Origin of the sequence: Microbacterium sp. J1-1, from assembly GCF_024498615.1 — a bacterium.
In the GTDB taxonomy this organism is placed as follows: Bacteria; Actinomycetota; Actinomycetes; order Actinomycetales; family Microbacteriaceae; genus Microbacterium; species Microbacterium aurugineum.
Genome location: NZ_CP089591.1, coordinates 1 through 24,522 on the forward strand (window position 1 = coordinate 1; position 24,522 = coordinate 24,522).

The following is a 24,522-nucleotide window of genomic DNA, read 5'->3' on the forward strand; positions in this document are numbered from 1 at the left end:
ACGGCTAGCTGTGAGACCGGCTCCAACCTACGCACGCACCGGTAGTCGCCGGACGGGTCTGACTGCACTGTAGTCCGCGATGCAGACCCGTCGCCGTTGGCGCGACTCCGATGCTGGCTGCCGCGCTGCTCCGCCACGACGAACCATCCTGGTGGTGTACTCGTCCGGGGGAGTCCCTGGATACGTCTCCCGTTCCATACGCGGACTTCCTGTCGGTGCTCGACGACGAAGTCGGCGCAGAAACCGGTCAGGGTGAGCTGGCGGCACCTGCGAAGAAGCCGCATGACCACGGGCTTTGGACGCTAGACCTCCTCGGGGCATCAGCCGGTGGCGCCACTCAGCGGCGTTCTTCCCGAGTCGCGAGCGAAGCCAAATGCGATTCGCATGGCTCTGCCGGCTTCTGTCCCGGCGCGTGGTCCTCGTGACGTAGCGATGCGGATGTCATCCCCGACGGTAGGCGCCCCAGCCGTGGCGTCGTCTCCCGCGCCACGGGCGGGGGCGCATGTGCCGATCCTTACCGGCTGGCTGGCGTGCTCTCTGCACGACTCGTGATCGCGTGGCTGGTTGTGGCCGCGCGCTCGCTCAACCAGCGGAGCAGAAACCGAGCCACCGCGTCGTCCCGGTGATGACCGACCACCAGCGCTGCGGAATCGAGGACTCGCTGACTAGCATTCTCAACGGCGATCGCGAAGCCGATGTGTGACATCCATTCAGCATCCGCGTCAGCATCACCAAACCCCAAGGCCTCCGAAGGCCTCACGCCGATCTGGTCGAGGACGCGGGCGAGGGTGTCCCACTTGTCAGCGCCGGGCGCGCTCGACTCGACGAGCTCCGGGAGCGTCCGGTGAAGCTGGGGCGTGGTGCCTGCCAGCTCAGCGCTGAGCGCATCAAGTCGGAACGCCTCGGCTGAGAGCATGATCTTGACGATCCCGGATAACGACTTTGGGTGCCTGCTCACTTCGACGGGGTCGCCGTTGATCGCGGAAACTGTCCGTGTCGCGGAGCTTTCGCGATCGCTCCACTGGGAGTCCGCATAAAAGAGAAAGGGTTGAAGATCGTTGGCTTCCGCGAACGCGAGCGTTTCGAGTACATCGGACTCCCGGATCGTGCGCACATCGAGGCGACTACCGGTCACAGGGTCAGTCACCACTGCGCCGGAACATGAGATCACCGGTGACGTCAGGCCGCCCCGTGTCGCTACCGTGAGTGCCGCACTCTCCGAGCGACCAGTGAGAAGAATCGTCCGCAGTCCGGCGGACTCGAGCGCTGCAAGCGCTCGATAGCCAGCGTCGGAGACCGCGTGATCCTCTCGCGCGAGCGTTCCGTCAATGTCTAGCACAACTGCCTTCGTGGCATGGGATCGAAGATGCATGGATTTCCTGTCGGTCTGGCCGGAGCGCAATTCTCCCGCGCGCAGCATTCAAATCATCTGCTGACATCGATTGTTAGGCACATGTGCTGCTGCTGTTGTGGCCGCCCGTATGACGTATACATAAAACGCATATATGTGCAGAGCTGATGCAAGCACTGCCGAAACGCAATTTGACCATGAGAACGCGTTTCAATCTCGATTGCCGGATCGTCACCGACGTATCCGTGAAGCGACTCGGCGTGTGCCAGCGTACCCAGCCAATCATAGGGGCTCTTCGGAATCAAGGGTGTAGCGAGGGTCTGAAACCTCCGGCCTCGAGCAGGCTCCTGGCTGTGTAGTTCGCGAGGTTGCGGAAGCCGAGCGCGGAGCCGCGGAGATGCTCGAGTCGGCCGTTGATCGCCTCTGTCGGACCGTTGCTCGTGCCGGCCAGGTCGAAGAACGCGAGGACGTCCGCGGCGCGCTGCTTCAACGTCCGACCGAGCCGGCGAATCTCGGCCAGCATCGCGGGGACGCCACTGCTGACGGAATCGATCACCGACCGCATCATCTCCTTCGCCTTCTTCTTGTCGGGTTCGCGGTAGGCGGCGACGATGCGCTGGTAGATGCCCCAGGTCGCTTCGACCTCGACGTGCTCCTCGACCGCGAACACCGCGTCCAGCCGTGCAGTCTGCTTCTCGGTGAGGAAGCTCACGCCGGTGTGGAGGGTGCGGCGGACCCCGTAGAGCGGGTCGCCGGCGTGACCGCGGTGCCCGAGAGTGTCCTGCTGAACCCTCTGCCGGGTCCGGTCCAGGGCGTCACCGGCGAGCCGGACGACATGGAACGGATCCATCACCGGGACCGCGTCGGGGAGTTCCTCGGACGCGGCGGTCTTGAACCCACTGAACCCATCCATCGCGACCACTTCGATCTGCTTCGACCACTCCTTGGGCCGGGCGGCGAGCCACTGCTTGAACACCGCCTTCGACCGACCCTCGACCATGTCCAGCAGCCGTGCGGGACCTGTCTTGTTGCGGGCGGGCGTGAGGTCGATGATCACGGTCACGTACTTGTCACCGAACCGGGTGTGACGCCAGACGTGCTCGTCGACGCCGATCGTGGTGACGCCGTCAAACCTGGCCGGATCGTCGATCAGCCGCCGCTTGCCCTCGGCGAGGATCGCGGTGTTCGCGGTGTGCCACGACACCCCCAGGCCTGCCGCGGCGCGGGAGACGGTGAGGTGGTCGACCACGATCGCCTTCAGCGCCCACCCGACCCCGCCGCGGGAGATCTTCGCCCGCGGCGCCGCCGCGTTCGTCGTGTCCTGCCGCCAGGTGCGGCGGCAGTGGCCGCACCGGTAGCGGCGCACCCGCACCAGCAGCGTCGTGGGCCGGTGACCGAACGGCTCGTGCGCGAGCGGACGCGTCACGGTGTCGCGCGGCACGCCCTCGGCGCCACACTTCCGACACCACGGGTCATCGTCAACGACGCGGCACTCGAGTACCGCCCGGTCGGGCTCGATCAACTGGCCGATGGCTTCGAGGCCGAGCTCATCGAGACGGCAGAACGTGGTGAGGTCAGGGGTCGCGAACGTAGGGTGGTGCAAGTCGAGGTCTTCCGGCAGATGGGCAGTGTGAGAACTTCCATCCTGGAAGACCTCGACGTCTATCCGCGAACCAGCCGCCGACCCTCGACTACACCCTCAACTGCGAAGAGCCATCATAGGAAGTTCAACGTCGTCGGTCGTCGGTCGTCGGTCGTCGGTCGTTCGTCGGACCTGGATCGTGTCAGATTAGTGCCCCACGCCCGGCCGGAGTGCGGCGATGATGTCGGCGGCTTCCCCCGTTGGCGGGGTGGTCGCGGTGAGTTCGTGTCCGTCGATGGTGATCGTGACGTCACGCAGCGGGCGCAGCGCGCGGACGATACGGCGGACCGTCACGCCGGTGGTCTTGTAGAGGTGCCGGCTGATCGCGAGAGCGCAGAACACGACGGTGAGGTGCGCGTGGATCGAGTCCGCGGTCGACGCGAACATCGGTCTCGCCCGCAGGTCGGTCTTCGCCATCCGGAACGTCGCCTCGACCTGGAACAGGTCATGGTAGGCCGCCACGATCTCTGCAGCGGAAGCCGTCGCGGTGCTGAGGTTGGTGACGTACCCCTTGAGGCCGATGTATTCGCGGGCCTTCTCGACTCTTGCCCAGTTCACGCCGGGCTTGGTGCCGAGGGTGACGAACCGGTCCTTCTTCGCCGGGCGGGTGCCGGCAGCGATCTGCTCGGCGCGTTCGATCTGCTTGTTCAACGTGATGTTGTCGCGGATCTTCCGCTTGTGGGAGTACTGCCACACCACTCGCCGCTCCCGCGCGTTCACACCCGCACCCATGGTTCGGGTGGTCTCGACCGTCTCCCCATCGGTGACGATGTTCCCGACGGTCGCGTAGTGCTCGGCGAGATCGTATGGCGCGGAGGAGGTGCGGGAGCCGACGATGAACCCGAACCCGGCGTCCTCCAGCCGGTTCAGGTTCGCTGCGGACAGCATGCCGGCGTCCGCGACGACCACGACCTCGGTCGCGGAGTGACGTTCGCGGAACTGGTCGAGGACGGGCAGCAGGGTGAGGGTCTCGCCCCTGTTGCCCGCGAACTCGTGGACTTCGAGGGGGAACCCGCCCTGGTCCACGAGGAGGCCGACGAGGATCTGCGGGTCGACGCGGCGCTCTTTGCTCATCCCGACCTTGCGGAGCTTGTCTTCACGCTCCGCCTCGAAGTAGAGGGTGGTGACGTCGTAGAGCACGACGGTGAGCGGGCCAGATCGGGTCGCATGCGCGTAGGCTGCGGCGGCGATCTTCGACCGCCAGTCCTGCTCAACGCTGCGGGCGAGGGTCCGCCACACGGTCGACAGCGACGGCGCACCCGGGACACCGAGCTCGTCCCACACCCGCAGCGTGTCCGCCTTGCTGGTCGGCTCGACGACGCGGGCCAGGACCAGCTTCTTGAATGTGTCGTTGCCGACCGCGTCGAACCCGAGACGGGCGTAGGCGTCCTCGAGGACATCCCACAACAACCTGGACCTCGACCCGGTCACCGTCGGCGCGGTCGTGGCCGGCGGCGTCGCGCCCAGCCCGTCCAGATCGAACGGGACATGCCCGGCCAGCTCCGCGATCCGCTCCCGCGCGATCGCGACCAGCACCGCGAGCTGCTCATCGTCGTGCGCGGAGCCGAGGTGCTCCACGATCGTCCGCACACCACGGGTCTTCGACGCGATCTGCACCGCCGTCGCACCCGACGCGGTGCGCACCTTCCGCACGAACCACCCCACCGAGCGAGTCTAGATCGACGCCGTTAGTGCCCCGCACGAGGCACCAACACCCCCGGAAAATCAAGCCTCAACAGTCCTCAACCCGCGAAATCACCCGACGGTGACACGATCCAGGTCGGAGGGCGGATCAGGTCAATGTTCCCTTGACGAGCTCGGCTTTGCGGTGCCCCTTCTGTCTCGGGCGACGTCGCACGCTCTGGACGGTCTCGATCGACCGGGCTGATCTGCATGTCGCTGAGCCGCTCACCGTGCCGGATCGACGAGAATTGCTGCCCGCATCGGACATCGCAGGTGGCGCGGTGACGCCCCGAGCCCTCGGGCCGCCTCGAGCGCGTCAAGGACCACCTCGGTGCCCATATACGACGCCACCCGTCGGCCCACGATCAAGCGCAGAATGCGTCGACGATGACGCACACGAACGTCCCGCCTGCCCACGTTGGCAGGAAGGGCAGATCGGTGACCAGAGCCGATTCGGCCGGTCGCGGTGAACTCCCGGCGCCCCGGGGCGGGTGCCCGTGTGGCGGTTGGGACCGGCTGGTCTTGACCCGCCCGACCGGGCGCACTGCGCCCCGGCTCGCTGAGAAACTCACAGATAACGGCTCGATCTCGAAGCCAATCTCTATAGATGCGCACATATGTGCAGAGTCGTTGCGCAACGACGCGTGTGCACGCAAAGCTGTTCCCAGCTCGACCTGTAGGAGGAATGAGGAATGATGAACGAAAACAGCGATTCGCTGGTCTTCGTGCTCCAGCACAAGAACGACCGCTTCGACCCGATGCCATTCAGCATCGCTCGGAGCTGGACAGAGGATCTGGGCGCCGACATCGCGCTGTACGTGATGTATGACGCGCTGGAACTGATCAAGAAGGACGCAGTCGAGGGCGCGCCCGATATTCGGGAAAGCTTGGACGCACTACTCGCTGCCGGCGTGTCCATCTATGCATGCGGGTTCTGCTCTCGTGCTTGCGAGCTGTCGACCGACGACTATTACCCCGGTATCCAGGTCGCCAACCGGCAGATTTTCCACGGCCTCATGTCTGACCGTCGTCCGCTCTACTGGTGACCGCGGTGAGTCCCACGCCGTTCGAGATCGCCGTGCCAGACGAGGTACTTGACGACCTCCACAAGCGGCTCGCCAACACTCGATTTCCCGCGTCGATAGAAGGTGCTGGATGGTCCTACGGCACCGATGTCGGGTATCTCCAGAGTCTGGTCGACTACTGGCGCACCGATTTCAATTGGCGTGAAGCCGAGCGGCGTCTGAACGAACTCCCGCAGTATCGCGCGCGGATCCAGGACGTCGACCTCCACTTTGTCCACGTCCCTGGAAAGGGACCGGCTCCGACGCCGCTCCTGTTCGTGCACGGTTGGCCAGGATCCTTCTCGGAGGTTTCCAAGATCATCGGCCCGTTGACCGATCCGGCGGCACACGGCGGCGATCCGGAAAACTCCTTCTCCGTGGTCGCGCCGAGCCTCCCAGGCTTTGGATTTTCGTCAGATATCGGACGTCCTGGTATGAATCCGGGCACCATGGCGGAGATACTCGCCGAGCTCATGACGGACGTTCTCGGTTATTCCGAATTCGTTGGGCAGGGCGGCGACTGGGGTTCTACCGTCCTCACCCGACTCGCGCACGCGCACCCCGACCTCGTGACCGGCCTGCACCTTAACTACAGCTCGGTACAGCCCAGCATGATCGATGCTGCCCCGCTCAGCGCAGCCGAGCAGCAGTACCTCAGTGCGAACCAGGAATGGAGCGCGCGCGAGGGTGCGTATAACAGTCTGCAGTCGACGAAGCCCCAGAGCCTCGCAGTCGCACTCAACGATTCGCCCGCGGGGCTCGCGGCGTGGCTGGTGGAGAAGTACCGCAGCTGGTCGGACTGCAACGGTGATGTTGAAAGCTCGTTCTCGTCGGACGAACTGTTGACGCAAGTGATGATCTATTGGGTGACCCAGTCCATTGGATCCTCATCCCGGCTGTACGCCGAACGAGCGCGGGAAGGGTGGACTTTTCCTCCGGGCGAGATCATCGACGTGCCCACTGCGTACGCTCGATTCCCCGCCGAAATTCGACGACCGCCGGCCGAGTGGTTGGAGCGGATGTTTCGGCTCGAGCGCTTCACAGATATGCCTCGCGGCGGACACTTCGCCGCGTTGGAGGTGCCCGACCTCTTGGTCGCCGACCTCCGTGAATTCCAGAACCAATTGAGAGGAAATGAACAATGAAGATCGCCCTCGTGACTCATGCACGGCATTTCGCAGGCCCCGCCGCCGTCGAGGCGCTTACGCGGGATGGCTATACCGTGGTTTGCCACGACGCGAGCTTCGCTGATGCAGCTGAACGACAGCGTTTCGAGTCGGAGAACCCGGGCACCATCGCGCTCGCCGAGCAGAAGCCCGAGCGTCTGGTCGACGCCACGCTGCAGCACGGGGAAGCGATCGACACGATCGTCTCGAACGATTACATTCCGCGCCCGATGAATCGGCTCCCGATCGAGGGAACGAGCGAGGCCGACATCCGACAGATGTTCGAGGCGCTCAGCATCTTCCCGATCCTGCTCCTGCAGTCGGCCATCGCGCCGCTACGGGCTGCAGGCGGCGCCTCCGTTATCTTCATCACGTCCTCAGTTGGCAAGAAGCCGCTCGCCTACAACCCTCTCTATGGGCCCGCGCGCGCCGCTACCGTCGCGCTTGTCGAATCGGCAGCGAAGACGCTGTCCCGTGACGGAATCTTGCTCTACGCGATCGGTCCGAACTTCTTCAACAACCCGACGTACTTCCCGACGTCGGATTGGGAGAACAACCCCGAGCTCCGGGAGCGTGTCGAGCGGGACGTGCCGCTCGGTCGCCTCGGCCGTCCGGACGAGATGGGTGCGCTGATCACCTTCCTCGCTTCGCGTCGTGCAGCGCCCATCGTGGGGCAGTTCTTCGCTTTCACCGGTGGCTATCTGCCCTAACCCGCGCCGGTACGGCAACAGGAAGAACTGTCTGACACGGTTCGTCCTCCCAACGCGCCGGCGACCGCGGCTCAGCGGCGCCGGCGCCGCAACAGGAAGAACTGTGGACGCGGTTCGTCCTCCCAGTGCGCACAGACGGCACTCACCCCGCTGTCTGTGTTGTGCTGCGCCCGAACCAGGCGCAGCGGTTCCAACCACAACCTGCAATTCATTTTGGATACAAAGGAGTACCAGTGAGCGACTACATCATGGCGATCGACCAGGGCACCACCTCCACACGGGCGATCATTTTCGACCGTGGCGGCAACATCATCTCCACGGGTCAGCTCGAACACGAGCAGATCTTTCCGCAACCGGGATGGGTTGAGCACGACCCGAAAGAGATCTGGCTCCACACCCGCGAAGTAATCGGTCAGGCCCTCGCCAAGGCTGACATCACGCGACACAACATCCGGGCGCTCGGCATCACCAATCAGCGCGAAACGACGCTCGTCTGGGACAAGAACACCGGCGAGCCGGTCTACAACGCGATCGTGTGGCAGGACACCCGTACTCAGCCGATCGTCGACAGGCTGGCCGACGGCGACTACGAGCGGTACCGAGCAAAGACGGGGCTTCCGCTCGCGCCATATTTTCCCGGTACGAAAATCGTCTGGATCCTCGACAACGTCGAGGGAGCTCGCGCACGAGCCGAAGCCGGCGACCTCATTTTCGGTACGATCGATACCTGGGTCCTCTGGAACCTTACGGGCGGCGTGGATGGCGGAGTGCACGCAACCGACGTCACGAATGCATCCCTGACGCTGTTCATGGATCTGGAGACCCTCGAATGGGATGACGAGATCCTGGCCGATTTCGGGGTCCCCCGTTCAATGCTTCCTGAGATTCGCTCGTCGAGCGAGATCTACGGAGTGGCCAGTGAGCAGAGTCTTCTGCGAGAGGTCCCCATCGCTGGCATCCTCGGCGACCAGCAGGCCGCGACGTTCGGTCAGGCCGCGTTCGATCCGGGCGAGGCGAAGAACACCTACGGAACGGGCAATTTTCTCCTTTTCAATACCGGTGACAAGCTCGTCCAGTCGACTAACGGCTTGATCTCCACCCTCGCCTACAAGCTCGGCGACCAGCCGGCGCAGTATGCACTCGAAGGCCAGATTGCAGTCACAGGCTCGCTTGTTCAGTGGCTGCGTGACAATCTCGGAATCATCGCCACCGCGGCCGAGATCGAAGCGCTTGCTCGCAGCGTCGAGGATAACGGAGGCGCATATTTCGTGCCGGCCTTCTCCGGGCTGCTCGCCCCGTATTGGCGGTCGGAGGCGCGAGGTGCGCTCGTCGGCATGACGCGCTACGTGAACAAGGCGCACATCGCGCGCGCAGTCCTGGAATCGATCGCGTTCCAGAGCGCCGAGGTCTTCGACGCAGTGAACGCCGATTCCGGCGTGGCCCTCACGGAGCTGAAGGTCGATGGCGGCGCTATCACGAATGACCTTCTCGGGCAGATCCAAGCCAACGTTCTCGGCGTGCCAGTCGTACGCCCCGTTGTGGCTGAGACAACCGCACTGGGCGCGGCGTACGTCGCCGGTCTGGCCGTGGGCTACTGGAGCGACCTCGACGAGCTTCGAGCGAACTGGCAGGAAGATCGTCGCTGGGTGCCAGAGATCACGCAGGACGAGCGTGACCGCACATACCGGCTGTGGAAGAAGGCCGTCACGAAGACCTTCGACTGGGCAGACGAGGACGTGGCCTAGACATGAGTATCGACCTCCTTGGCATCTTCGGAGCCGCCGCGGGCGGCTTCCTTGGCGCGACATTCGGAGCGCTGATCGCATTTGTGTTCACCGGATTTGCGGTTATCGGGGGCGTTGTCGCGCTCATCGGATCTGGTGATGCTGCTTTCCTGAACAACATCGCCTTCGGCTCGTTCTTCGGCCCCCACATATCGTTCGCCGCAGGGGTGGGTGCCGCCGCGTATGCGTATCGACGTGGGTTCCTCGCCACTGGACGTGACATCGTTACACCGCTGATCAGCCTCGCCAAGCCGAGCGTCCTGCTCGTCGGCGCGGCCTTCGGAATCTTCGGCTACGTCGTGCAGCAACTGATTGGGTTGATTCCCGGCTTCGGAGCAAACACCGACACTGTAGCCCTGACGGTGGTCGTCTCTGCACTGGTGGCGAGGCTGGCTTTCGGACGCAGCGGAATCATCGGCAAGCACGTCGACGGCACAACTGGATGGAAGCGATTCACCCCGAATGCCCAACACGTATGGTTGGCGTATCAGCAGTCACCCTTCATGGCACTGCTGCTCGGACTGTTCGTGGGTGGACTGTCTGCCTGGTCCTCGGTCACGTTGCTCGCCGCTTATCCCGAGGCGGGGGGCGTTATTCTCCTGGGATTCGGCATTTCCGGGGTGTCCCTTCTGTTCCTGACATTTGGCATCGGCGTCCCGGCCACCCATCACATCACCCTTGTGAGCGCGGTCGCCGTCGGCGCGTTCGCAGGAAAGGTGGGTGGAGGAGACGTCGTCGTCGTCCTAATCGGCGCCGTTGCCGGAGCACTAACGGGGCTGGTCGGAGAGCTGTTCTCTCGGTTCTGGCTCATCCGCGGAGATACCCACATCGACCCTCCAGCCAGCGCCATCTGGCCGATGACACTGGTAGTACTCTTGAGCGCATCGTTGCTCGCCTAAAGGCTGCCAGGATTCCAACCGACTCCACGACGTTCGGAGGTTCCACAGCCTCTGTCGGAGAGCGAGAAGGGGGAGCGTCGCCAGAGATTTCGGTGCGATGCTTCCCCTTCGTTCTTCTTGCACGAGGTCGCTGCGGGCCTTCAGGACGCCAGCGCCGATGGCGGCGGTGCCCGATCCACCCGGATACGGGCGGTTTGCTGTTTGCGGCCGAGCTCGGGTCGAGCGCGGCCCTCGTCGTTGAGGTGCGTCGGCCGGGGTGTCAGCGGACGCGGGTGACGTGGGTGCGCCGCCGGGCGGCCGACGACAGCGCGGCGCCGATGAGCAGGAGCGCTGCGGCGCCGATCGCGAGCGGCGCGGTGGCGCCGGGCCCGCGTCGGGAAGCCGGGTGATGGTCTCCGTGGCCGGGGCGACCGGGGCGACCGGCTCTGCCGGGCAGTCGTAGGCGACCCGCGCCGCCGCGTCGTCGTAGAGCGACGTGTCGACCGCGACCCGGAAGGCGATCGCGCCGGGCACGATCGCGGCGATCGCCGCGTCGACCCCGGCCGGCGGCGCGGGCACGGCTTGCGCAGTCTGCAGTGCGGCCTCGGCGTCGTCGAGGAAGGCGATCACGACGTCCGACCTGGATCGTGTCAGATTAGTGCCCCACGCCCGGCCGGAGTGCGGCGATGATGTCGGCGGCTTCCCCCGTTGGCGGGGTGGTCGCGGTGAGTTCGTGTCCGTCGATGGTGATCGTGACGTCACGCAGCGGGCGCAGCGCGCGGACGATACGGCGGACCGTCACGCCGGTGGTCTTGTAGAGGTGCCGGCTGATCGCGAGAGCGCAGAACACGACGGTGAGGTGCGCGTGGATCGAGTCCGCGGTCGACGCGAACATCGGTCTCGCCCGCAGGTCGGTCTTCGCCATCCGGAACGTCGCCTCGACCTGGAACAGGTCATGGTAGGCCGCCACGATCTCTGCAGCGGAAGCCGTCGCGGTGCTGAGGTTGGTGACGTACCCCTTGAGGCCGATGTATTCGCGGGCCTTCTCGACTCTTGCCCAGTTCACGCCGGGCTTGGTGCCGAGGGTGACGAACCGGTCCTTCTTCGCCGGGCGGGTGCCGGCAGCGATCTGCTCGGCGCGTTCGATCTGCTTGTTCAACGTGATGTTGTCGCGGATCTTCCGCTTGTGGGAGTACTGCCACACCACTCGCCGCTCCCGCGCGTTCACACCCGCACCCATGGTTCGGGTGGTCTCGACCGTCTCCCCATCGGTGACGATGTTCCCGACGGTCGCGTAGTGCTCGGCGAGATCGTATGGCGCGGAGGAGGTGCGGGAGCCGACGATGAACCCGAACCCGGCGTCCTCCAGCCGGTTCAGGTTCGCTGCGGACAGCATGCCGGCGTCCGCGACGACCACGACCTCGGTCGCGGAGTGACGTTCGCGGAACTGGTCGAGGACGGGCAGCAGGGTGAGGGTCTCGCCCCTGTTGCCCGCGAACTCGTGGACTTCGAGGGGGAACCCGCCCTGGTCCACGAGGAGGCCGACGAGGATCTGCGGGTCGACGCGGCGCTCTTTGCTCATCCCGACCTTGCGGAGCTTGTCTTCACGCTCCGCCTCGAAGTAGAGGGTGGTGACGTCGTAGAGCACGACGGTGAGCGGGCCAGATCGGGTCGCATGCGCGTAGGCTGCGGCGGCGATCTTCGACCGCCAGTCCTGCTCAACGCTGCGGGCGAGGGTCCGCCACACGGTCGACAGCGACGGCGCACCCGGGACACCGAGCTCGTCCCACACCCGCAGCGTGTCCGCCTTGCTGGTCGGCTCGACGACGCGGGCCAGGACCAGCTTCTTGAATGTGTCGTTGCCGACCGCGTCGAACCCGAGACGGGCGTAGGCGTCCTCGAGGACATCCCACAACAACCTGGACCTCGACCCGGTCACCGTCGGCGCGGTCGTGGCCGGCGGCGTCGCGCCCAGCCCGTCCAGATCGAACGGGACATGCCCGGCCAGCTCCGCGATCCGCTCCCGCGCGATCGCGACCAGCACCGCGAGCTGCTCATCGTCGTGCGCGGAGCCGAGGTGCTCCACGATCGTCCGCACACCACGGGTCTTCGACGCGATCTGCACCGCCGTCGCACCCGACGCGGTGCGCACCTTCCGCACGAACCACCCCACCGAGCGAGTCTAGATCGACGCCGTTAGTGCCCCGCACGAGGCACCAACACCCCCGGAAAATCAAGCCTCAACAGTCCTCAACCCGCGAAATCACCCGACGGTGACACGATCCAGGTCCGATGCGTGCTCGGCCGGATCCTCGAGGAGCGGAAAGCCGTTGGTGAGGTCGTCCAGGTGGCCGGCGAGCACCGGGCCACATTCGGGCAGCTGCTCGAGTGCCGTGAGCTCGAGCTCGTCGTAGAGCGCGAGCACGTCGGCGTCCACGGCGTCGGCGTACCCGTCGGCGATCGCGCCATACCCGAGGAGCGCAGCCTGCACCCCATCGCGGATGCCGGCGACCTCCGTGGCGGTGGTCGCGGTCGCTGCTGTCGCCACACCCTCGGCGAGCGTCGCCGCGACCGTGGCCGTGCCGCATCGGGCTCGGTCAGGGCATCCCGACCGAGCACGAAGCGGTAGCAGGGCTCGGTCGCGGTCGTCACGGTCCCCACCTGCGCAGCTCGCGCCGGCGGGGTCGGCCAACACCAGGAAGTGCGAGCCCGCATGGCCCGTCACGTGTTCGACGCCCGATGGGCGCGGCAGGGCTGAGATGGGATAGAAAATTGGCGTCGAGCTGAGGTTCGCCTGGTTCTGCGCGCTGAACAGCAGCAGGTACCGGCCGTGGAGCGGTCCGTACGTCTTTACGGCCGCGCACAGGGCGTCTCACTGGCGTGTCGTCGTGGATCGGACTGCGCTCGCCTCCAGGAGGCTCGAGCCCTTGCCCGGTGGAGTCCGCTCGACCGCGTTCACGGTGGTGCCCCGCCCTGCAGGGAGGGGCAGACCTTCGACGTCGATGCGCACGGTCCTCACTCGGGGCGAGTGGCAGAATGGCCGTCAGCATGACCGATCACTGGCAACCCGCGCGGCAGATCGATTCCTGGTCTGAAGCGGGGCGCCAGGACCGTGCCATCGGCGAGACGCCGACTCGAGCGTCACCGAGGTGCGCGAATCAGGGACTGCCGCGCTGGGCGCCTTGACGACGGAGCGAGGGCGCTCGGGGTCGGGCTTGCGGAGGGCGCCAATGACAGCGTCGGCGCTCTGAACACTCGAGCCCGGACTCAGTACCGATTCGGCCAGAGGCGAACGTGAAGCGATTGTTCGAGCCGGACGATTGTGTCGACGTTCGGGTAGGCCTTACCGCCCAGGATCTTGAGCAGAGCTGGATGCGTGAGCCCGGCGTCCTGCGCAACGCTTCGCAGCGGCCGTCCGTCGATCGCTTTCTTGAGTTCGACGGCGAGTGCGGGAGCACTTCATTCAACGCTTCGGAAAGCGTGACCTCGCCGTTGTCGACAATTCGGCTCATCGCCCTCCCTTTCCAGTCGCGCCAAGCCTAGTGCGCCGCGCAGACGGCCCGTGCGGGCGCGCGTCGAGGTCAGAGGTCAGTTGATTCGATGTTTCGTGCGGGTGGGTCCACGATGGAGGGCTCAGGATCGCGAACGAGGACGCTGCGGCGAAGCAGCAGCACCTCCGGGCGCTACTCACCGGCTTCCGCATCAGCATGGAGAGAACGCAGAAGCTAAGCGAGTGCTTCGGAGAAGTCGCAAGTGAAACTGATCCGGGCCACTCGCGGCAAGGAGTGGGGCCTTCGGTTTTGAGTGAGTATTCGGAGGGTTGAGCACCGCTGATTATTGAGGTTGAGCACCGGGTGATATTGCGGTTGAGCACCACTGAGTATTGTCGGTGAGCGCCACCGGGGTCTGGTGGCGCTCACCGACGATTGTTTAGGCCGTCGTGGCGGTGTGTTCGCGCATGTTCACCTCGCCGGTCTCGATCCAGATGGTGTTGTGGACGATGCGGTCCATGATCGCGTCGGCGTGGACTCCGGAGCCGAGACGCTGGTGCCAGTCCTTCTTCGCGTATTGGGTGCAGAACACTGTGGAGGCGGCGTCGTAGCGGCGTTCGAGGAGTTCGAGGAGCATGCTTCGGATGTCATCGCCGGGTGGGTCGAGGAGCCACTCGTCGATCACGAGGAGTGTGAACGATGAGTACTTGCGCAGCCATTTCTCCTTCCCTCCGGGCTTGTCGCGTGCCGCAGCCCAGGATTCTTCGAGGTCGGGCATGCGGACGTAGTGCGCCCGGTAGCGGTGCTGGCAGGCCTGCTTTGCCAGCGCGGATCCGAGGTAGGACTTCCCCGACCCGGTGAAGCCTTGGAATACGACGTTCTGTTGCCGGGTGATGAACTGGCAGGTGCCGAGCTGTGCGATCAGACCGCGGTCCAGACCGCGCTGTTCGAGCAGGTCCAGGCGGCGCAGGTCCGCGTTCGGGTAGCGCAGCCCTGCCCGACGGATCAGCCCCTCGACCTTGGAGTGCGTGAACGCGGCGTGAGCGTCGTCGACGGCGAGCTTCACACGCTCCTCGAACACCATCCCGAGCGTCAGAGTGTCGTCCTGAACGTCGAGCGCGTCGACCAGAGATCCGACCCCCATCTCGCGGAGTTTGCGTTTGGTCTCGGAGTCGAGGACGCTCATCGAGCACCTCCCGCGTAGTAGTCCGCGCCGCGGACATACCCCACCGGCTCGATTGTCGTCCCCGGCGTCGACCAAGCGTCACGGCTGCCGAGCTGGTCCTGATTCGTCTCGAGGATGGGTCGCAGATGCGCGTAACGCGGCGAACGCACTCGTGATGAGAGCACGATCTCGGCGGCGGCCTCGACCCGGGTGGCGGAGTAGCGGCGCGTCAACCTCAGCACCGCCAGTGCGGCGTCCAGGCCCTGCTCATCGACCGCGACGGACTCGAAGATCCGGTTCACGACCGTCGTCGTGTTCACCCCGATCCGGCCCGCCCACTCCCTGACACGCTCGGCGTCCCATTGTCGGTAGCGGGCTCCGCCTGGCAGGTCGCTGTCGTGCGTGCGATACTCGTTCACCATCCCCGCGGGCGCGAGCAGGTGACTGGTCAGTCGCTCGTCACCGGCGAATACCTCGACGGTGCTGTCGGTGATGCGCAGGTCGACGGCCCGGCCGATGTGGTCGTAGGGGACGGAGTAGAAGTTCCGCTCGAACACCACGTGTCCGTTGCGCTGAACACGACGTCGATAGATCCATCGGGAGATCTCGAACGGGACGGCGGGCAATGGCCGCAGCAGCGGTTTCTCCTCCGCTTCGAACACGCCCAGCCGCGACCCCTGCCGCTTCTGGAACGGTTCCGCGTTGTAAGCGGCGACGCGTTCATAGATCGCAGCCCGCAACTGCGGCAGGCTCGCGAAGGACCGCTCGCGCAGAGAGGCGATCACCCAGGTGGCGATGTTGCCGACCGTGTTCTCGACGCTCGCCTTGTCCTTCGGCTTGCGCACCCGCCCTGGCAGCACCGCCGCGGAGTAGTGCGCGGCGAGCTCCCGATACGCGTCGTTGAGCACCACCTCACCCTCCGCGGGGTGCTTGAGTACCCCGGTCTTGAGATTGTCGGGAACGATCCGCGGGACACTGCCTGCGAACCAGTCGAACATCGACACGTGAGCGCGCAACCAGGTGTCCTGCTTCATATCCAGAGTCGGTTCGACGAACGCGAACCTCGAGAACGGCAGACACCCGACGAACAAGAACACTCGCGTCGCCTGGCCGGTGACGGGGTCGATCAACTGCATCGTCTTGCCCGACCAGTCCACCTCCACCGACTGGCCTGCCTTGTGACCGACGCGAGACGCCGCCCCGGAGATCAGGACGTGCCGCCCGTAGGTCTTGCAGAACCGGTCGTAACCCATCGCCGGTGACCGCTCCGCCCGGCACGCATCGAGATACTCACCGTGCAGCAGCTTGAGTGTCACCCCGACCTTCGCCAGCTCCTTGTGCACCCGATCCCAGTCCGGCTGCGCATGGACACTCTCATGCTCACCGCGCCCGGGGAAAAGACGCGAATACACCTCCGCGTCGTCGAGATCGGCGACAGCGGCATAGTCGATACCTGCCCGGTCTGCGGCGTCAAAGACCGCGATAACCGAGTGCCGCGACATGCCCTGCGCCTCGATCTGCCGCGCCGAGAACCCGTCCGCGCGAAGCCTGAGCACCAGCTTCGCCTTGATCTTGCGTACCATCCGAACTACTCCTTCTGCCGCGTGATTGGCCACACGGCAGAAGGAGCTTAGGCAAGTGGTGCTGAAGCCGAATATTCGATGGCGCTCAAAGACGAGATCACGTCAACGATCATGCGGTGCTCACCCGCAATACCGGTGGCGCTCAGAAACGCTAATACTCATTGAGCGGGTGACGTCGGTGGAGGACGGTGTGCGCGAGGTGTGGCCGCTCGTGGAAGAGGACTACGCGAGAGTCTGGGCATCGTCCGGCCCGCACGGCGATGGTTCATGAGACGCCCCCGACTGTCGAATCCGCGATGGACGGTCTGTCCGGGTCGCGTTGGGACATCGCTCACGTGCCAGAGGAGCCGGGCTGTACGCCACCCTCGCGGTTTGGCCCGCTGGCATCGACCCCGTCGAGACAGATCAGTCCGTGGGCGGGACCAGCGCCAGTCGGGGTTTGGGCTCTTCGATTCCCGCGAGCTTCCGGACGTGCGCTGGCGACCACTGCAAGGAGTTGGCGATCTCCGCGACGGTAATGCCCACCGACTCCACTAGGAGCACCGCGTTCCTGAGTAGGTCGGGGACTTCGCCCGGGTACCGGGCGATGGATTCCGCTCGCATTACTCCGTCGCGCGTCAGGGTGGCCAGCGTCAGATAAGCCCGTCGCGCGGTCGCCTCCGAGATCAACTCAAGCTCCTTAGATCGAAATACCAACGACTTCACCGACACCCCCCAACGCTGGCCGACCTCCTGCAGCCGCGACAGGTTGAACCGGCGCGGGAGCTCGCGAGCAAGCTCGTCACGTGGGGTGAGAAACTCCGCCGCGAACGCATCGGCCTCCCGCTCCATATGGGCGTCACGCGTCTGATGCCACCGGTGAAGCACGATGTGACCAAGCTCATGGGCAGCCGAGAACCGATGCCGCATCACATCGTCCGCCTTATCCGGCGTGAGCACGATCATCGGCCGCGGCGTTGCCGACGTCGAGAACGCGTCGATGTGCCGCTTCTGGTCCTCGCCCTCCTCTCCTAGAGAGAACAGCACGACGAGGATGCCACGACGCTCGATCTCCGCCACCAAGTGCTGGATCGGCTTGACCCCAAGGTTCCAGTGCTCCCGCAGCGAACGCGCGGCCGACAGCGGATCGATCGGCACCGTCGATTCCGACTCATCCGTGAACGACCACGCTGGGAGATCCAGTTGCGGGAACTCAACGTGCTCCTCGAGGTAGGCGCTCAACTCCCATACCTGCTCGGCGTATGCAACGGCCTGCTGCTGCTGCAACACACTTGTCGCGCGCAAGCGTCGAAAAGACGCCTGGGCTATTTCAAGGGGCACCCGGGGGCGCCCGTAGGCGAAGAACCCCGCTGGCACTGCCAGTGCCTTAGCTAGCTGCATCACGGTGTCCGCGCGCGGGCGCACCTCGCCGCGCTCGTACTGGCCGATCGCGGTGGCGGTTACCCCCACCCTCTCCTGCAACTGTGCCTTGGTGACTTTCGCAAGTTGACGAGCCTGCACCAGGCGCGCCGGATCGAATGCCCGAGCGACGTGCTGCAGGATCTCCTCCGAGACGGGCGTCGTGTCTACGCGACGCACCGCCTATCCCTCCGCAGGCTGGGCCGGCTTGCGCAGACGCGCCGGGGTCTGCGGCCGCTCGCCCGCACCGAACGCGTCAGGATCGAGAGGGACGGGCTTCGGCTTCCTCAACGGTGTCGTCGTGGGGTCGTCGATCGTGAGCCGGCGAGGATCGGTGAATCGCAGGTAGTTCTTTTCACCAAACACTGCCGGCGCCCAGAACATCGAGCCCAATCCCGACGGCGCGCTGCTGTAGTACACGGTGATCAGCGAGTTCTTCGCGGCGGCGGACTTAAGGAAGTCGAGCTCGCTCTCGTCGACGTTGTGGTCGACCTGTCCTTCCTCGTCCTCCTTGAACATGTCGAAGACGTTGTCGTACTTCACCATCGAGGTCGCGCTCAGCAGCCCCTGACGGTACGGCGAGACGCGCTTCAGCCGCACCTGGTCGATGCGCCGAGGCATCTTGGTGCCAACCCGCAGCGGCAGAATCACTTTTCCGTTGATCAAGAGCACATCCCGCTTGGCGTTCTCCGGCCGCACGAAGGAAAACGACTCCAATCCCTCGAGGGTGGCGCGGATCTGGTCGTAGTCGGCACGTGACATCGCCATGCCGTACACGTAAAGCTCGGTCCCTTCGGGGTCGAAGCCGTCGTGCGCGTTGGAGCCCTGCCGCTGCGCGCGCATCAGCGCCTGCGGCAGCTCGCGCCTCAGATATGCGGCGTCCGCGGGAGTGAACTCGTTCTCGATCCAACTACGGGGATCTTCGGTCTCTGCCACGGGGTGCTCCATTCGACACCACGAGCATAGCGGCAAACTTCTGATTCGTGCACGATCCGATCAGATTGGCGTGTCCGGAGCACTTATTAGTGGCAGAAAAGCGGACGAGTCCCCATCCGGTAGCTGATGATCCGGCCCCTGCACGTCGCGGTGTCGAGGGCGCGGAGCGTCGCAAAGCGATGCCCGACCGGGCACCCTTGACACCACAGCAGAGGGGCCCACAATCGGCCGGTTGTTGGGTGGAAGTAGAGAACTGCGCGAAACTACCCCCGCATGTCGGGGAACCAGCCCGCGGGCGGATCCGTGTAGGGCAACGGCTCGCCCGGCTCGCACGTGTCCTTCGACCGCGCGAAAGGGCCGTCAGGACTGAGGAGGATCGCCATGTGGTGGTCAGCGTGCTCGGCCCACCAGGTGCTCGATCCGGTCGCAGGGTCCTGGCGCAAGTGCTCCCACGCGCGCCACAGACCCTCGAGGCGGGCCACCGCTTCGGGGGGACTTCCACCACTCCGCCGCCCACCGATAGCGGGCGTTACCGCCGCCGACAGGCCGGGTGTACATGTGCCGCAGGTACTCGCGCACAAACTCGTCGACGGAGCCGTACACGAGGTCGGGAGCCTCGTCGACGTCGTCCGGGTCGTCATCCTCCCGGAAATCGTCAAGCACGTCACTCACGCGCCCGGCTCCGTCCGCGGCGCCTCGTTGATCCACTCATCAGAGACATCCGGGGCCGGCGCGGGTGCCGGGATCGGCGGTAAAGGTGCCCCGGTGCTGTGAGACGGATCGTGCGCAGCGATCGAGGCGCGCAGCGCGGCCGCGTGCGGGCCGTTCATCCACGGAACCGTCTCCACGAGCGTCGCCGGCGCTCCCGAGGCGAACACGACCGCGCGTCCGCGGGGCAACGCGCCGAGGTCGGCAATGTCCAGGGTGCGCTCACGCTGGATGCCGTGCGAGGTCGAGCGGGAGCCGCGGCCGACGCTCGTCGACGTCGTGCGGCGGTCGTAGTCACCGATCATCTGTGACAGCTCGTTCAGGAACTCCGGTTCCTTCACGCCGCCGCCGTAGACGGCGACGTTCGAGGCGCTCCACAGCTTCCGCATCTCGTCGCGGCCCCACACCTGCACGCCCTGGGACCAGGACTGCAGGATGGTCATGAGCACGATGCCGCGGGAGCCGTAGTGGCTGTAGAGGTCGGGGAGGTCGTGCCACCGGCACACGTTCGCGGCCTCGTCGAGGACGCCGAGCATGGGCGTCTGGAGACGCCCGCCCGGCTGCGTGGTCGCGTACTCTTCCGCGGCCTCCACCGTCGCCGCGGTGAGCGCGGTCACCAGCGGGCCGGCGGTGCCGCGGCCCTCCTTGGACAGGCTGTAGAGCGTGTCCGTGCTGCGCACGAAGGCGTGCGGGTCGAACTGGGGGCGCGGATCGTATGCGTCGCCCTGAGGGGTGACCCACTGCGCGATCGCGCGGACCTTCAAGCACGACGCCATTTGCGCGGCCGTGCCGTACACGCTGTCACGACGACGGGACTCACCGTTGACCTGCCCCGACACGGCGTCGGCCATTTGGTCGTACCCGTGCCGGCGAAGGATGCGCACCGGCTCGTCATCGCCCGGTGTCGTCGTCCAGGTGAACGCCGTGGTGATCGGCAGGTTCTCGAGCGCGGCTGCCAGCAAGAAGCCGGCGAGAAGATCCTGCCCGGCATTGTCGAAGTAGGCATCCCCACGGCTGTCGCCGGCGCGAGAGCCGGACGCGAAATGCGCGGCCAGCTTCGCGGCCTTCACGTCGTCCGTGACATAGCTCAACGGATTCCACCACCAGGTGGGCGACTCCAGAGCGATGCTCTGAGGATCGAACGCCCACACGCGGCCCTTCGACGCGCGCAGCTCGCGCGTCGCGTCGAGCACGTCGCGCTTGTTCGACGTAGTGAGCACCGCGCCCGGCGCATCCGCGATCGCCGGGATGACGTAGGCCGTGGACTTGCCGACCCGAGGGCCGGCGATCAGCGTCAGCATGTCCTCCGGGGAAGCGTGGATGCGCTGGCGGCCCGCCACGGTGATCCCGACGAGCACACCGACCCAGTTCTGCACGCCAAGCCGCTGCGCGGTCTGGCGGGCGCCTGTGGCCGACAGTGAGCGCAACTGCTTGCCCTTGCCCATGTGCATCGCGGCAGAGTCGACGACGCTGCGACGCCGGCGAGCTCGCGCGATCGAGACGCCCACCAGCACGGCCAAGACCGTGATGACGACGAGGATCCCCACGAGGATCCAGGTGGCGGATGCCGGCCAGGTGACCGTGCCGCGGATGACGCCGAAGAACACCTCGAACGGGTCAGACGTGCTGCCCTCGTTCACCCCGTCGAGCTGCGAGCCGAGCGCGACGGCCCCCCACACGCTGCCGAGGATCACGAACGCGGAGACGACCGCGATCAGCAGGGCGATCGTCGACCCGTCGATGCCCTGCCCACGCTTGTTCGTGGCACTCACGCTGCGCCCTCGTCGGGTTCGACGGCGGCCGCGCCGTCGAACCCGACGGCGAACTCGTGCGCGGCATGCTCCGCATCGTCGAGGCCGATCATCGGGTTCGACTCGTCCGGGTCGGGGAACGCCGTGGTGGCATGCCAGAGCTTGTTGGTGTCGTTGATCGCGCGCTCGGCCTCGACCAGCTCGACCTTGATCGGGATGCCCGGGTGGCCGCCGACCTTGATGAGGAACTTCCCGCGGCCCGGTGGTTCGGAGCCCGGTCCCGAGTCCCAGGTGCCGGGGTCCTGCCAGGACGTGAGAAGTTCCTGCTCGGCGCGAGAGAGCGGCACAGCGCTGGTCAGCATGTGCATCTCCGCGCCGGGGAGCCCGCCGCACACAACCATGCCGGCGCGTTCGACGAAGCCGCGCGCCTTCATCCGGTCCTCGTCGCTGGGCAGAGCCAGCAGGTCGCTCATCGTGTGCGAAATCATCGCCAGGCCCACGCCCCGCTGACGGTTCAGGCGAGTCAGGGCATCCACCCGATCGACCATGCCGCGCCCGGCACGCAATGCCCGCCACAGCTCGTCGAGGATGACGAAGTAGTGCCGGCGGGGCTCCAAGCCGGCATCGGCCAGCGCATTCGCGACGTTCACCGTGCCGAACCCGGCCGACCAGCAGGCCAGCAGGATCGCGGCCTGCATGTCGGTGTCGGAATCGTCGATCGAGGACACGTCGTACACGACCGGGCGGTCGCGCATCATCGGCACATCGGTGGCGTGCGCGAACGTCTCACCGAGGCGGCCGCCAGACGTAAGGCTGATCAGAGACGCCTCCAGATTCTCCGTGATCGCCTTGTAGCGGGTGTCGTCGCCGCGGTCGAGGGCGACGTCGCGGACCTCCTGAGGGGCCTCCTGGATCACGCGCAGCAGATCCCCGAGCACCGGGACGCCCGTGTGGTGCTCGTCGAGCACCCGCAGGGCACGGTCGATGATCGACTCTTCCCGGTCGGTTGGTGGTTCCTTCCGGAGGATCGTCAGCAGCGCCGACACCATCGTGTGGCGCCGGCCGTGGGCGTCCGCGAGGACCTGGGCGCGCTCCTTCTCCTTCCCGGCCTGGCGCAGCCGCTCCGCGGCTTCAAACGCCTCGCCGGGGTCGAGGATGTTCAGGTGCCCGCGGCCGCGGCCGAGGGTGATGACCTGGCCGCCGAGCGCGCGGATCATATCCACGTAGTCGGGTTTCAGATCACCCAGTACCAGCGGGAGCGTGCCCAGTCCGGCCAGACCCGCCGCGGTACGGCGGGTATAGGTCGACTTGCCCAAGCCGGGCAGACCGAGGATGAACACCGAAGGGTTGGAGATGAGGTCGGCGTCCTGGAACCAGCTGATCGGGTCGGCGCACACCGTGGCGCCAGTGAACAGCTGGAGGCCCATCGGCACGCCGATCATGGGCGTGCCGGTGCCGACCGAGAACGGATGCAGCCCGCAGACCTGCACGGTGGTGCCACGCCACTCGTCGACGGGCTGGACCACGCTGGCCTCACCGCGGGCGCGGCCGAGCCACCCGCGGGGGCCTGGCCGGCGAATCTCCGGCTTCTTCTCCTTCTCCGGGCGCGCGGCCTTCTCGGTGGGCAGTTCGCGCGGCTTGCGCTTCTGTGACCGGCGGCGCCGGCTCTCGTCGATCGCGGGCATTACAGCTGCTCCCTCACTTCGCCGGGCACCCGAAGATGCTTGGGCAGAACCAGGCCCAGCGGGAGCGCCGCAGCGAACGCGGAATCCTGTGAGCCATGCACGAGGCGCAGCCGCAGCCGCGCCGTTGCGGACAGGTTGTCGATCGCCGCTTTCGCGTCGGCCTCCTGAGAGGCATCGAGCACCGTTGCGGTGATGAGCATGCCGAACTGCACCAAGCCGGCGCCGCCGGCTTCCTCCGCCGCGGTGGCCATAGCGGCCCGGGCCGCGGTCATGTTACGGGCGGTCGGCTTGTTCGACGTCGTGAGGTTGAAGCTCGCCGCGCGCACGTCAGACTCGACGATCGCGGCCGCCTTCGCCGCGTCGATCGGACGGTACAGCAGCGTGATCCGCTTGCGGGCGACGTCGCGGTGCGGTGCCAGCAGCCGCGATAGGACGCTGGAGGGCACGTTTCCGCGAGGCGCGCCGCTCATCATCCACGTCACCGACAGAGCCGAGTCGTGCCGGTAGCTGTCCCACCCGGCCTGATGCGCGGTCGGACCCACTTCCGGCCAGTACAGCTCCGGCGGCTCGCCGGCGGCGTTCGCCTCGTCGATCAGCCGCGCGGCCGCCGGGTCGTAGGCGATGCGGATGACCTCGCACAGCTTTTGTGCGCTCAGCGGGCGGGACGTACCCGCACCGGTCGCGGTGAGCCCCTGCGTGAGGCCGGGGAGCCGAGACGCCAGCTCGCGGCCCATCTCCTCCGGGGTGCGCTTGCGCCCCCCGGAGCGGGCGGCGGCGTGGAAGGTGATCGCGACGTATGCCTTGATCGTCGCGGAACCCGCCGGGTAGCGGTCCACCAGGTCGCCCAGGAGGCGCTTTGCGAACTCAGGAGCGTTGTCGTCGATTCGGCTCGTGACCTCGCGGCGCAGCCGCGTGCCGGTGTCGGGAGCTGTCTCGATCGTGACGGAGACGGCCTCGATGCCGGGCTCATCGCCCAGGCTGGCCAGCCACATCCCCCACTCGGCCACCCAGGCGTCGATCTGCTCCCGGTCGACGAGTGCCGCGCCGTCCGGCTCCGTGCCGATGACGACCGTGTAGTGCGACGTCGCCGGCACCTGCACCAGCGCGAACGGGCGATTGTAGGAGTCCCGCCACTCGGTGAGGCGGGAGCCGGCCGCCAGTCCCGGCAGCTGCACCGTTCCCCATTCCGCCCGGCCCAGCGGGCCGGAGCGGTAGATGTGGGTGCCCTTCGCTTTGGTGAACATCCATCCCGCCCTTGTTGTGGCCCGCATCAGCAGGCTTTGTCCGTGCTTGTCTTTGGCCGCCACCGTTAGCAGGAACAAGCCGAAGATGACGCCCGTGATGACGCCGTTGACGATGTTCGAGAACATCGTGACCAGCACCGCGAATCCGGCGCCGACGAAGAGGATCGCAGTGCCGAGCGCGCTCAGGCCCAGCAGGCCGGCAGTCTTGGGTTTCGTCCAGTTGCCGTAGCTGCGCGGCGCGTTGTCGTTCGTCTCGGTTGTCGTGATCGTCATGAGAACCCTC

Annotated in this window: 20 protein-coding genes; 6 read left to right on the forward strand and 14 right to left on the reverse strand. The window is 66.2% G+C overall.

Going from position 1 to position 24,522, the window contains the following annotated elements:
• Nucleotides 1-514 precede the first annotated feature (514 nt).
• The 3 genes from LRQ07_RS18125 to LRQ07_RS18135 all read right to left on the reverse strand — a co-directional run bounded on the left by LRQ07_RS18125 (nt 515) and on the right by LRQ07_RS18135 (nt 4,658).
• Complete coding sequence (locus LRQ07_RS18125; RefSeq protein WP_256536500.1) at nt 515-1,372, reverse strand: HAD family hydrolase; 858 nt, start codon at nt 1,370-1,372, stop codon at nt 515-517.
• Between the two features lie 280 nt (nt 1,373-1,652).
• On the reverse strand, nt 1,653-2,954 hold the full coding sequence (locus tag LRQ07_RS18130; protein WP_256535573.1) for an ISL3 family transposase: 1,302 nt from the start codon (nt 2,952-2,954) through the stop codon (nt 1,653-1,655).
• 186 nt (nt 2,955-3,140) lie between these two features.
• On the reverse strand, nt 3,141-4,658 hold the full coding sequence (locus LRQ07_RS18135) for an IS1634 family transposase (protein WP_076689818.1): 1,518 nt from the start codon (nt 4,656-4,658) through the stop codon (nt 3,141-3,143).
• 710 nt (nt 4,659-5,368) lie between these two features.
• Here LRQ07_RS18135 and LRQ07_RS18140 point away from each other — a divergent pair.
• The 6 genes from LRQ07_RS18140 (at nt 5,369) to LRQ07_RS18165 (ending at nt 10,741) form a co-directional block, all read left to right on the forward strand.
• A complete protein-coding gene (locus LRQ07_RS18140; protein WP_028708018.1) occupies nt 5,369-5,722 on the forward strand; it encodes a DsrE family protein in 354 nt (117 codons plus the stop codon).
• Nucleotides 5,719-6,885 carry an epoxide hydrolase family protein gene (locus LRQ07_RS18145; RefSeq protein WP_211223179.1) on the forward strand — a complete coding sequence of 389 codons (1,167 nt, stop codon included), beginning with the start codon at nt 5,719-5,721 and terminating at the stop codon, nt 6,883-6,885. Before LRQ07_RS18140 ends, LRQ07_RS18145 begins: the two co-directional genes overlap by 4 nt.
• Nucleotides 6,882-7,616 carry a haloalcohol dehalogenase gene (locus LRQ07_RS18150; RefSeq protein ID WP_256536501.1) on the forward strand — a complete coding sequence of 245 codons (735 nt, stop codon included), beginning with the start codon at nt 6,882-6,884 and terminating at the stop codon, nt 7,614-7,616. The genes LRQ07_RS18145 and LRQ07_RS18150 overlap by 4 nt, the downstream gene beginning before the upstream one ends.
• A gap of 233 nt (nt 7,617-7,849) precedes the next feature.
• Nucleotides 7,850-9,361: a glycerol kinase GlpK gene (gene glpK, locus LRQ07_RS18155; protein ID WP_256536502.1), complete on the forward strand. Its 1,512-nt coding sequence runs from the start codon at nt 7,850-7,852 to the stop codon at nt 9,359-9,361.
• 2 nt (nt 9,362-9,363) lie between these two features.
• Nucleotides 9,364-10,299, forward strand: a complete 936-nt coding sequence (locus LRQ07_RS18160; RefSeq protein ID WP_256536503.1) for a hypothetical protein — start codon at nt 9,364-9,366, stop codon at nt 10,297-10,299.
• 277 nt (nt 10,300-10,576) lie between these two features.
• A complete protein-coding gene (locus LRQ07_RS18165) occupies nt 10,577-10,741 on the forward strand; it encodes a hypothetical protein (protein ID WP_256536504.1) in 165 nt (54 codons plus the stop codon).
• A 192-nt stretch (nt 10,742-10,933) separates the two neighbouring features.
• Here the strand turns inward: LRQ07_RS18165 and LRQ07_RS18170 are convergent, their stop codons facing one another.
• The 11 genes from LRQ07_RS18170 to LRQ07_RS18220 form a co-directional block, all read right to left on the reverse strand.
• On the reverse strand, nt 10,934-12,451 hold the full coding sequence (locus LRQ07_RS18170) for an IS1634 family transposase (protein ID WP_076689818.1): 1,518 nt from the start codon (nt 12,449-12,451) through the stop codon (nt 10,934-10,936).
• A 90-nt stretch (nt 12,452-12,541) separates the two neighbouring features.
• Nucleotides 12,542-12,826, reverse strand: coding sequence for a hypothetical protein (locus LRQ07_RS18175; protein ID WP_256536505.1), 285 nt, complete (start codon nt 12,824-12,826; stop codon nt 12,542-12,544).
• 1,382 nt (nt 12,827-14,208) lie between these two features.
• On the reverse strand, nt 14,209-14,955 hold the full coding sequence (locus LRQ07_RS18180) for an ATP-binding protein (protein WP_256536506.1): 747 nt from the start codon (nt 14,953-14,955) through the stop codon (nt 14,209-14,211).
• On the reverse strand, nt 14,952-16,517 hold the full coding sequence (gene istA / locus LRQ07_RS18185; protein ID WP_256536526.1) for an IS21 family transposase: 1,566 nt from the start codon (nt 16,515-16,517) through the stop codon (nt 14,952-14,954). The genes LRQ07_RS18180 and istA overlap by 4 nt, the downstream gene beginning before the upstream one ends.
• A gap of 405 nt (nt 16,518-16,922) precedes the next feature.
• The gene (locus LRQ07_RS18190) at nt 16,923-18,095 is read right to left on the reverse strand and encodes an XRE family transcriptional regulator (protein WP_256536507.1); all 1,173 of its coding nucleotides are present in this window, start codon (nt 18,093-18,095) and stop codon (nt 16,923-16,925) included.
• A 3-nt stretch (nt 18,096-18,098) separates the two neighbouring features.
• Nucleotides 18,099-18,851 (reverse strand): hypothetical protein, encoded by a 753-nt coding sequence (locus LRQ07_RS18195; RefSeq protein ID WP_256536508.1) that lies wholly within the window; start codon nt 18,849-18,851, stop codon nt 18,099-18,101.
• A 263-nt stretch (nt 18,852-19,114) separates the two neighbouring features.
• Complete coding sequence (locus tag LRQ07_RS18200; RefSeq protein WP_256536509.1) at nt 19,115-19,333, reverse strand: DUF4913 domain-containing protein; 219 nt, start codon at nt 19,331-19,333, stop codon at nt 19,115-19,117.
• Complete coding sequence (locus tag LRQ07_RS18205) at nt 19,242-19,523, reverse strand: DUF4913 domain-containing protein (protein WP_256536510.1); 282 nt, start codon at nt 19,521-19,523, stop codon at nt 19,242-19,244. Before LRQ07_RS18205 ends, LRQ07_RS18200 begins: the two co-directional genes overlap by 92 nt.
• Nucleotides 19,520-21,331 (reverse strand): type IV secretory system conjugative DNA transfer family protein, encoded by a 1,812-nt coding sequence (locus tag LRQ07_RS18210; protein WP_256536511.1) that lies wholly within the window; start codon nt 21,329-21,331, stop codon nt 19,520-19,522. The genes LRQ07_RS18205 and LRQ07_RS18210 overlap by 4 nt, the downstream gene beginning before the upstream one ends.
• Nucleotides 21,328-22,995: an ATP/GTP-binding protein gene (locus LRQ07_RS18215; protein WP_256536512.1), complete on the reverse strand. Its 1,668-nt coding sequence runs from the start codon at nt 22,993-22,995 to the stop codon at nt 21,328-21,330. The genes LRQ07_RS18210 and LRQ07_RS18215 overlap by 4 nt, the downstream gene beginning before the upstream one ends.
• Nucleotides 22,995-24,512 (reverse strand): SCO6880 family protein, encoded by a 1,518-nt coding sequence (locus tag LRQ07_RS18220; protein WP_256536513.1) that lies wholly within the window; start codon nt 24,510-24,512, stop codon nt 22,995-22,997. The genes LRQ07_RS18215 and LRQ07_RS18220 overlap by 1 nt, the downstream gene beginning before the upstream one ends.
• Nucleotides 24,513-24,522 lie beyond the last annotated feature (10 nt).

Excerpts from the sequence above, each read along its gene's own strand:
- LRQ07_RS18125 (WP_256536500.1), bottom strand. The coding sequence starts at position 1,372 with ATGCATCTTCGATCCCATGCCACGAAGGCAGTTGTGCTAGACATTGAC.
- LRQ07_RS18140 (WP_028708018.1), top strand. The coding sequence starts at position 5,369 with ATGATGAACGAAAACAGCGATTCGCTGGTCTTCGTGCTCCAGCACAAG.
- LRQ07_RS18150 (WP_256536501.1), top strand. The coding sequence starts at position 6,882 with ATGAAGATCGCCCTCGTGACTCATGCACGGCATTTCGCAGGCCCCGCC.
- LRQ07_RS18160 (WP_256536503.1), top strand. The coding sequence starts at position 9,364 with ATGAGTATCGACCTCCTTGGCATCTTCGGAGCCGCCGCGGGCGGCTTC.
- LRQ07_RS18180 (WP_256536506.1), bottom strand. The coding sequence starts at position 14,955 with ATGAGCGTCCTCGACTCCGAGACCAAACGCAAACTCCGCGAGATGGGG.
- istA (WP_256536526.1), bottom strand. The coding sequence starts at position 16,517 with ATGGTACGCAAGATCAAGGCGAAGCTGGTGCTCAGGCTTCGCGCGGAC.
- LRQ07_RS18215 (WP_256536512.1), bottom strand. The coding sequence starts at position 22,995 with ATGCCCGCGATCGACGAGAGCCGGCGCCGCCGGTCACAGAAGCGCAAG.
- LRQ07_RS18220 (WP_256536513.1), bottom strand. The coding sequence starts at position 24,512 with ATGACGATCACGACAACCGAGACGAACGACAACGCGCCGCGCAGCTAC.